Raw genomic sequence first — 9,369 nt, forward strand, 5'->3', positions numbered from 1 at the left:
CCTCTGTAGCTACGTTCAACACCGCTACCTTGGCACAAAGCGATGCCGTGAGGAGGCGTCCACTCCATCATATTTGGGCGTTATGAAGAACAATAGCGGAACGCCGTCCGGCTTGACGAGATCTTGATCCTTACCCAATTTGCCCTTTCGTTTGGAGGGTATTGTATTGGAACGAGAATTTCTGGCTGTCTGGAGTCTGTCTTACGCTGATCTTGAGTTTATAAACAGCTATCGGCACGCAATGCGGATTGGGTTGGCTGCCCAGTTAGCGCACTTTCGGCGCTTCGGGTATTTCCCAAAGCGACTGAAGGACCTTCCATCGGAATCATTGGATTATCTCGCTGAACAGCTTGGTGAGGATGTCGCGCATGTGTCGAACTATGACATCGGTAGTGACACGGCGCGCCGCCACCGGTTGGAGATTCTACGCTTCCTCGGCATTCGCCGCGCCAATGACCGGGATCGAGCCAAACTGCGCGAAGCACTTGCATCGCAGGTTTCGACTTTGGGGCCCTCCACGGAAGATCTCGTTCAATTCGGCTATCAATGGGCCTTGGGCCAATCAGTGTTCATTCCATCCCGGAAGATCATGGAACGCTTGGTGCGTTCCGCGCAGTATAGTTTTCAGGAAGAACTTCTGGAGCATGCATCCAGCCGGTTGTCATTGCAAACCATTGCAGCACTGGAAGCCAGCTTAGCCAACCCACGCGGCGATCATGGCTTTCAAAGCCTAAAAGACGATGTTGGCGCAGCCACGCTGGACAATGTACTCGACGCAGCTGACCGGCTGGCCTTTATTCATGCTCTTGATCTGCCGTTCGATTTGGTCAACGAGGTTGATCCCACATGGATCAGGATATTGACCCGCCGGGTTGAGGGGGAAACAGCCTCAGAGATGCGGCGGCATAGCCGGGAAAAGCGCCTGGGATTGTTGGCGATCTATCTGATGTCGCGCAGATCGCAGCTGATTGATGGTCTTGTAGACCTGCTCATCGACGTTGTTCATCGCATCGGCACACGCTCCAAACGGAAGGTGATCAGCAAAATTGCCGCTGACATCGATAAGGTTCACGGCAAGGAACGGTTACTGGTGGACATTGCGACGGCGGCGATGATGGCCCCGAACGGCAAAGTCTCGGATGTGATCTTTCCAATCGCGGGCGCGGCCAAGCTGAAAGCCATCATTGATGAACACAGGGCCAAGGGAACACTGAATGTTCGGATTCAGACTGTAATGCGGGGTTCCTATGCCAGCCACTATCGTCGAATGCTGCCGTCCTTGTTGTCTGTCTTACAATTCCGCTCGAATAATGAGACGTGGCGACCGATCCTGGATGCGTTGGTTCTGATAATCCGCCTGAATGAGGAAGGACGGCGTTACGCCCCGGCTGCGCTGGCACCCGAGGGCTCAATTCCGCGTAAATGGCAGGAAACCGTGATCGACACACGCGGGCGGCTGAATGTTATTTCTTATGAACTCTGTGTCCTGACCCAGTTGCGGGATCGTATCAGGTCAAAAGAGATCTTGGTCGAAGGGGCTGATCGTTATCGCAACCCGGACGATGATCTGCCGAAGGATTTTCCTGAGAAGCGCGACGTATACTATGCTGGCCTGAAGCTCACCCAGGATGCACGGGAATTTTCGCGATCTGTTCGGGAGCAGTTGGAGTATGAGTTACGTCAACTGAACAGCTCGCTGCCCAATAGTGACAAGGTGCGGCTGCGCTGGTCTGGTGACAACTGCATTAGCATTATACCTTTCACCCCGGCACCAGAGCCAAAAGGGTTGATCGGCCTTAAATCAGAGATTGGTCGGCGGTGGCCGATGACCGGACTGCTGGATACGCTGAAAGAGACAGCGCTGGAGACAGGCTTTCTGGGAGCATTCGAAACGTCAGCCAGCCGGGAAGCACTGCCGCGTGATATCCGGGATCAACGCCTGCTGCTTTGCCTCTACGGCCTGGGCACCAATCCCGGTTTGAAACGTGTAGCTGCTGGCACGCCTGAAATCAGCTATGATGAGTTGCTGCATATCCGACGCCGCTATGTCGATCCTGCTTCTCTTCGGGCAGCGGCGGTCAAGGTTGCAGATGCCACGTTGGCGGTGCGCAATCCGTCAGTTTGGGGCAATGCGGGAACCGCCTGCGCGGCAGATTCCACCAAGTTCGGAGCCTGGGATCGCAACCTGATGACCGAATGGCATGCCCGCTATGGCGGGCGCGGTGTCATGATCTATTGGCATGTCGAACGGCAGGCGACCTGTATTTATTCCCAGCTGAAACGCTGCTCATCATCTGAAGTGGCTGCGATGATCGAAGGGGTTCTGCGTCATTGCACCGACATGGAGATCCAGCGCCAGTATGTTGATAGCCACGGCCAAAGTGCCATCGGCTTCGCCTTCTGTCATCTTCTTGGATTCGAATTGGCCCCACGTCTGAAGGCCATCGCCCGACAAAAGCTGGCCTTACCGAATTCCGCAATGCGGGGACAACTGCCCAACCTGCTACCGATCCTGTCCGGCACTGTTGACTGGGCCGAGATCGAAAGACAGTACGATGAAATGGTCAAATACGCTTCGGCCATGCAGCATGGCACGGCCGATCCGGAAGCCATCCTGCGTCGCTTTGCACGCGCCGATGTGATGCATCCAACATACAAGGCACTCGCTGAACTGGGGCGGGCGATCAAGACTATCTTTCTGTGCAGGTATCTACGATCCGAAGATTTCCGCCGCGAGATTCATGAAGGACTGAATGTAGTGGAGAACTGGAACAGCGCCAATGGCTTCGTGTTCTTTGGCAAAGGCGGCGAGATTTCCAGCAACCGGATTGCCGATCAGGAAATCTCCGCCCATGCCTTGCATCTGCTTCAGGCATCCCTTGTCTATGTGAACACACGCATGGTGCAATCCGTGTTGTCGGAACCAGGATGGGCAACTCGCCTGTCCGAGCGGGATTACCACGGCCTCACTCCATTGATCTATTCCCACATCAATCCGTATGGTCGGTTCGATGTCGATTTGGAAAAGCGGATCGACTTTGGGGCAATGGCCGCGTGATCTGTGCGTCACAAAAGGGTACACCCGCAGGAGACAGGGTGATGTGGCACGCCAAGATGTCACAAATGAGTAGTCAACAGCATATTGTTACATTATCAGAATGGGAACCACCCTAATGTGACAGTTTGCTATGCCCAAGATTGGATATGCCCGCGTCAGCTCATCAAGCCAGGATCTTGATATCCAGAAAGCCACGCTGAGAGCAGCAGGCTGTCAGATCGTCCGATCCGAAACAGTCTCTGGTGCTTCCCGTGATGACCGTTCTGAATTGGCTACAGTGATGGAATTTCTGCGCGAAGGGGATGAGCTGGTTGTTCATCGCCTAGATCGCCTCGGTCGTTCCACGCGTGACGTGCTGAACTTGGTATATGAGTTGGACGCCAAGGGCGCATCACTTCGTGTTCTTGAACCGCACGTAACCACCGCCGGAGATATGGGTCGCATGGTCATCACCGTTCTCGGTATGGTCGCCGATATGGAGCTGAAGTTTATCCGCGACCGTCAGCGTGCTGGGATCGACACCGCCAAAGGTAAGGGTGTCTACAAGGGGCGGCGGAAATCCGTAGATGATGAGGAAATCCGGCGATTGGCGAGCGAGGGCATCGCAAAAGCCCAGATCGCGCGTGAACTAGGGATTTCAAGAATGACCGTATACCGGGCGCTTGCTGATACAGACGTCTGAACCAGCCCTTCGTGTTTCGCGCGGCGGAAGTCTTCGGATCGAAGATACCGGCCAAGGAAGATGGATTTGACGCAAGAGTTATACGATGCGGCAAACGAGATTTCGGAAGGGGTTAACTTGAGCGACAAAACCGTGTTCCTTCAGGGTGATTCAACAAACCTTTCTTTTCCCGACAACCATTTCGATGGTGCGTTTCCAGTTCACGTCGCTATGAACGTCCCGGAAAAGGCTACGGTCTATGCCGAGGCGCGACGTTTTCTCAAACCCGGCGCAAGGTTTAGAATTTATGACATTTTGCAGGGAGAAGGCGGTGAGTTTTGTATCCGGCACCTTAGGCTTCAGAACCTTCGATCAGTCATCTCGCGACACCCGAGGAAATGTCCACGCATCTATTGGCCGCTGGTTTCAAAATTCTGAGTGAAGCGGACTCAACTTTGGAAAGTCACAGCTGGCTCAAGGAAAGAGCCGAAGCACCGAAGCCTGACAAACGACTTCTGGTGACGATCCAGCTATTGTTCGGAGCCGGTCCCCGGGGAAATGACAAAGAACCAACTCCGGGGCTTCATGAATGCCGGATGCTAACCTGTTCCTTAATTTGTGAAGCCTAATCAACCGTTTCCGCATTGTCCGTTTCTCAGAAACTGAAAAACCTGCTGGTGAATATCCTGCGTGGATGGCTCCTGCATAGCCAGACATTGATCCACGTGGTCATTGCGTCCACGCTTCAATGGCGTAGTCTCTTTTCACCCGAATTGGCGTAGTTGTCCCATGATAGACAATCATCAAAGCCTGCCCCAAGAGTCCGCCGATAGAATAACAAAACCCTTCGCACGCTTCCTAGAGATCCAAGCGGCCGCGAGTGGGCTCCTGTTCCTGGCTGTTCTGCTGGCTTTGGCGCTGGCAAACTCGCCTTGGCAAGAAGGCTTCCTGGGCTTCTGGAAGACCCCTGTTGGCCTGACATTCGGTTCGTTCGATTTCACCCGCTCGCTGCGACACTGGATCAACGACGGGCTGATGACCCTCTTCTTTTTCGTGCTTTCTCTGGAGCTCAAGCGCGAGATCGTACTGGGCGAATTGCAAAACCCGCGACAGGCCGCCCTGCCGTTCGCGGGCGCTTTGGGCGGCATGGTGGTGCCGGTCGCGTTCTATCATTTGTTGATGTCCGGGCAGCCCGGGGCGCACGGCTGGGGAACCGTGATGGCAACCGATACGGCGTTCGTGATTGGATGCCTGGCGCTTTTCGGAAGGCGGATCCCGTCCACCTTGCGTCTGTTCCTTCTTTCTCTGGCCATTTTTGACGATGTCGGCGCAATTCTCGTCGTCGCCTTCGGTTACGGGGAAGCGTTGAACTGGTCGGCGCTCGGTTTGGGTCTGCTGGGAATTGGTGTCGTCGCAGGCGCCTCGCGCGTCGGGATCAGAAGTGTCCCGGTTTATTTTCTTCTCGGTGCGGCAGTCTGGCTATGCATCGATGCCTCCGGCGTTCATGCGACCATCGCAGGGGTCATTCTGGGCCTTATGACGCCGACGCGCATCTGGGTAAGCGATGCCCGGCTGCATGCAATCCTTGGACGCCTACGCGCCGTTCCGGCCGGCGATCGGCAGCAGGGAGATACCGCAACCCGCCATAACCTGCGTCAAGCAAGCAGAGCGGTCACGGAGGCACTCTCGCCAGTCGAACGGCTCGAGACAATGCTGCACCCTTGGGTCGGCTTTGCAATCATGCCGATTTTCGCGCTGGCAAATGCCGGCATCACGGTTCAGGGTGCCGATTTCGAACAACCGGTCTCCTTGGCGATAATTGTCGGTCTGGTGCTAGGAAAACCGATCGGCGTCTTCGGGTTCAGCTGGCTAGCTGTCCGATCAGGCCTGGCAGTGTTAGCGCCGGGCTTGTCGGGGCCGTTAATTCTGGCCGGCTCGTTTCTAACTGGTATCGGTTTCACGATGTCGCTGTTCATAGCGGGCTTGGCCTTCGATCCGGCGACGCTGAACGCCGCAAAGCTTGGAATTCTCTCAGGATCAGCTATTGCCGCAACGGCCGGGATCCTCATGCTGCTCCTGCTGACAATTCACGCAGCGCGCACAAAAAGCGCCACAAGCACCGCAGAACAAGGCCGGGTACCCTAGAATGGGAAGAATACCGGGATCACCCCGACCACGGCTGCGCCGACGATAAGATTCATCGGAACGCCGATCCTCAGGAAGTCGGAAAACCTGTAGTTCCCTGCGCCATATACCAACGTGTTGGTCTGATAGCCGACCGGAGTGGCGAAACTTGCACTTGCGCCAAACATCACAGCGACGACGAACGGCTTGGCGTCGACACCGAGTTGTTCCGCAACACCGATCGCGAGAGGTGTAACGACGACGGCTACGGCGTTGTTGGTAACCGCCTCGGTGAGCGCCGAAGACAGTATGTAGATCACAGCGAGCGTGACAATTAGGGGCAACTCTACGAGAGTCGGCACCAATGTCTCCACGATCAGGTTGACTGCTCCTGCATTCTGCATACCGCTGCCGACGATTAGCATGGAAAAGATCAGCACAAGGACGCTGGCGTCGATGGACGCCCAGGCTTCGCCGCTGTCGATGCACCGGAGCACGAGGATGGCAGCGACCGCGACAAGGGCAAGCACGCTGATCTCGGCGAACCCGGCTGCGGCGAGCGCCACAACCGCGAAAAGCGCGAACAGAGCCAGCGGCGCTTTCCCGCGGCGGAAGGCGCGCCCCCCGGCATCCGTGATCGCGGCAAGATCGCCCGCCTCGGTCATTCGGGCAAAGCCTTCAGGCGTTCCTTCCAAAAGCAGCGTATCGGCGGGGCGCAATAGCGCCGTCGACAGGTCGGGTCCAAGCACTTCCCCATGTCGGTGGGCACCAAGAACACGCATGCCGTATCGGTGCCCCATGGCAAGCTGGGCAATGCGCACTCCGCGGCTTCGGCGTGAAAGCGTCACGATAGCTTCGGCGACGATCAGCTCCGAGGTGTTTTCGGCCGCTGGCCCCTGGCGCAACCCGACTTCGATCCCTTCAATTTTCCTGAGGGTGAGCAGTTCTGATGTCGCAACCTTGGCAATGATCCTGTCGCCCGGTTCGAGTATGTGTTCACCCAAACCCTGTCTCTTGACTCCAGAACGCGCACGGATGCCGACGATTTCAATACCTCTTCGGCTGAGGGTGGCGATTTCATCAATCGTTCGACCAATATTCGGGTAGTCCTCTCGCGGGCGTACCTCGGTCAAAAAAGTCGCTTCATCGTCGCCGCCCTGTTCCGCAATATCCTTTCGGTCCGGCAGCAGGACAGGTCCAAGCAGGAGGAGCGCCACACCGCCTGTGGCCGCGGCCACCAGACCGACCGGTGTGATCTCGAAAATTGAAAACGGTTCCAAGCCAGACGCCTGGGAAACGCCGTCCACCAGAAGGTTGGTCGACGTGCCGATCAGAGTACACGTCCCGCCCAGGACGGACATGTAGGATAGCGGAATCAACAGGCGTGTCGCAGCAAAGCCCAGGCTCTGCGCCAAACGAATGGCCACCGGTATGAGGACGATGACGACCGGAGTGTTGTTAATCAGACCCGAGGCGACTAGCGTCGCGATGAGAAACGCCGCTATACCGGCGACCGGGCGCTTGCTCCCTGCGGCGACAACCTTGTTCGCAAGTGCGTCGAGAAGCCCGGTTCGGACCAGCGCGCCGCTGATCACGAACATCGCAGCGATCGTTATGGGTGCAGGGTTCGAAAACGCTGCCAAAACTTCATTCGTGGGGACAAACCCCAAGACGACAAACAGCGCGGCGGCCCCCGCAGCGGTTACGTCCGGTTCGAAGCGCTCGGAAAGAAATGCTGCGAACAGAAGGACGACAACTGCGAGCGCAAGATAGGGTTCATAGTCGGCGATGAGATCAATCAGTCCGCCCTCCTTCATTCATACCTTTGCCGCTGACGATATGGCGGTCACAGCATCCACCTTCCTGATTAGAGCGACAACTGAGTAATCAGCCCAATTGTCCCGACAATACTGGCTCAGAAAGAAACCCAACTGGCACAGACGTGGCCGTCCGTGGAACGACAAATGTCCTATTTAGGTGCCCCCAGTTTCCTATCCAACGCGCCAATTCACTGACCAGTGGCAATATTTCGCAAGGCTCAGACGGGAAGTGCCCGGGCCTCTGCAAACGATAGCAATCTGCGGCTTTTCTCATCCCAAAGGTGCAGTCGCGCGCAGCGGAAGCTTTCCCAAAGCGTAATGCGTCTGGTCTGCGCCAGGGCGTCGTGATCCTTGACTACGTCGTGCAAACGGTAAAAGGGGATGCGGCTGGCCAGATGATGCACATGGTGGACTCCGATGTTCCCGGTGATCCAGCGCAGGATGCCTGGCAGAGCGTAGTGCGAACTGCCGTGAAGGGACGCGTCCCGGATGTTCCAGTCTTCCTCGTGCCGCCAGCTGGTTTTCTCAAACTGATGCTGCATGTAGAAAAACCACATGCCGGCTATTGCGGCCAGAAGCATCGTCGGCAGGAAGACGAACAGCAGTACTTCCCACCCGCCCAGCAAGACAATCACTGTCAGAGTGAGGCCTATGGCAGCGTTTGTCGCCATCGCACTCAACCAGTAGCGCCAGCCGGACCGCATCAGATGGACGGGCAGCCGGTTGTGCAGAAAGAACGTGTAAAACGGCACCACCCCGAACAGGAAAACCGGATGGCGTAACAGGCGGTAAAGCGTACGGCCGGGCCATCCCTTCCCGCGGTACTCTCTGACTGTCAGCACCGGCAGGTCTCCGATGCCCCGCCGGTCCAGGTTTCCGCTCGTGGCGTGGTGGATCGCGTGGGTCTTGCGCCAGACGTCATAGGGCGTCAGCGTGATAACGCCGATCACGCGACCGATCCAATCGCACAGACGCCGGTCGCGGAACAGGGAACCATGTCCGCAGTCGTGCTGGATTATGAACAGCCGGAGCAGGAAGGCTGCATTCGCCAACGCGAGAGCCAGTGCCAACACGGTGCTGATCGAGAGCACCCACCAGGCAACCGCCCATATTGCCACGAAAGGCACGAGCGTGACCGTCAGTTCGAAAATGCTGCGGGAGGGGATTGGCTGCCGGTACTTCATCAGGGTTCGTGTCCAGTCTGATGCGGTCAGCTGCGCCTCTTCCTGTCTCGGACCGGTTACACCGGAGGGGTATCCCGCGCCGGGTGCCCCACCCGTGACGGGCAAGGGACCTGGCTGGACCCGCGCTTGCCGCGCGGTCGAGGCAGATCCGGCTTTCAACATGTCAGTTTGGACGCTGCCGTCTTGGTGGCATGTGCCAACTGGCATGTCTTGATGACCGGGCTGTTGGCCCTGTGCCTTGTACGAGTTGGACGAAAACGGCATAGGCAATGTCCAACCCGGTGCAATTGAGCATGTCATCCCGGCGGCCTCCGAACGGAGTTCCCGCCAGCAATGATCCGGTTGATCAGAGCCGCCACGGCCAGGTGCGCCTCTATCTCGTTGTCAGTGCCAGCCGCGTTCTCATGTGTCTTTGCCGCATCGCGCAGGATACCCACGATCTCGTGTTCAGGCAGGACTTTGTTATCGTTCATAGCCAGCAGCAGTGCTTCGCAGATCGAGAGGGCGGCCACTCCCGGGAAG

The 9,369-nt window shown here is 57.0% G+C and carries 7 protein-coding genes; 4 read left to right on the plus strand and 3 right to left on the minus strand.

Translation table 11 applies throughout. The features are described from left to right. The first annotated feature begins 166 nt into the window (after positions 1-166). The 4 genes from AC2FI7_RS22650 to nhaA all read left to right on the plus strand — a co-directional run bounded on the left by AC2FI7_RS22650 (position 167) and on the right by nhaA (position 5,864). Complete coding sequence (locus AC2FI7_RS22650; RefSeq protein WP_496833715.1) at positions 167-3,058, plus strand: Tn3 family transposase; 2,892 nt, start codon at positions 167-169, stop codon at positions 3,056-3,058. 130 nt (positions 3,059-3,188) lie between these two features. Next, a complete protein-coding gene (locus AC2FI7_RS22655; RefSeq protein WP_010442270.1) occupies positions 3,189-3,740 on the plus strand; it encodes a recombinase family protein in 552 nt (183 codons plus the stop codon). Positions 3,741-3,806: 66 nt separating this feature from the next. Further along, positions 3,807-4,157 (plus strand): class I SAM-dependent methyltransferase, encoded by a 351-nt coding sequence (locus tag AC2FI7_RS22660; protein ID WP_158005275.1) that lies wholly within the window; start codon positions 3,807-3,809, stop codon positions 4,155-4,157. Positions 4,158-4,508: 351 nt separating this feature from the next. Continuing rightward, positions 4,509-5,864 carry a Na+/H+ antiporter NhaA gene (gene nhaA, locus AC2FI7_RS22665; protein WP_010442272.1) on the plus strand — a complete coding sequence of 452 codons (1,356 nt, stop codon included), beginning with the start codon at positions 4,509-4,511 and terminating at the stop codon, positions 5,862-5,864. On the opposite strand, the gene AC2FI7_RS22670 is transcribed toward nhaA, so the two are convergent. The 3 genes from AC2FI7_RS22670 to AC2FI7_RS22680 all read right to left on the minus strand — a co-directional run. Continuing rightward, positions 5,861-7,660, minus strand: a complete 1,800-nt coding sequence (locus tag AC2FI7_RS22670; RefSeq protein WP_260027327.1) for an SLC13 family permease — start codon at positions 7,658-7,660, stop codon at positions 5,861-5,863. The genes nhaA and AC2FI7_RS22670 overlap by 4 nt on opposite strands. A gap of 221 nt (positions 7,661-7,881) precedes the next feature. Then, a complete protein-coding gene (locus AC2FI7_RS22675) occupies positions 7,882-9,147 on the minus strand; it encodes a fatty acid desaturase (RefSeq protein WP_010442274.1) in 1,266 nt (421 codons plus the stop codon). Further along, the coding region (locus tag AC2FI7_RS22680; protein ID WP_496833717.1) for a hypothetical protein at positions 9,144-9,369 on the minus strand (226 nt) is incomplete at its 5' end. The genes AC2FI7_RS22675 and AC2FI7_RS22680, both read right to left, overlap by 4 nt.

This window comes from Ruegeria sp. YTSA064 (assembly GCF_059610325.1).

Excerpts from the sequence above, each read along its gene's own strand:
- AC2FI7_RS22655 (WP_010442270.1), top strand. The coding sequence starts at position 3,189 with ATGCCCAAGATTGGATATGCCCGCGTCAGCTCATCAAGCCAGGATCTT.
- nhaA (WP_010442272.1), top strand. The coding sequence starts at position 4,509 with ATGATAGACAATCATCAAAGCCTGCCCCAAGAGTCCGCCGATAGAATA.
- AC2FI7_RS22670 (WP_260027327.1), bottom strand. The coding sequence starts at position 7,660 with ATGAAGGAGGGCGGACTGATTGATCTCATCGCCGACTATGAACCCTAT.
- AC2FI7_RS22675 (WP_010442274.1), bottom strand. The coding sequence starts at position 9,147 with ATGACATGCTCAATTGCACCGGGTTGGACATTGCCTATGCCGTTTTCG.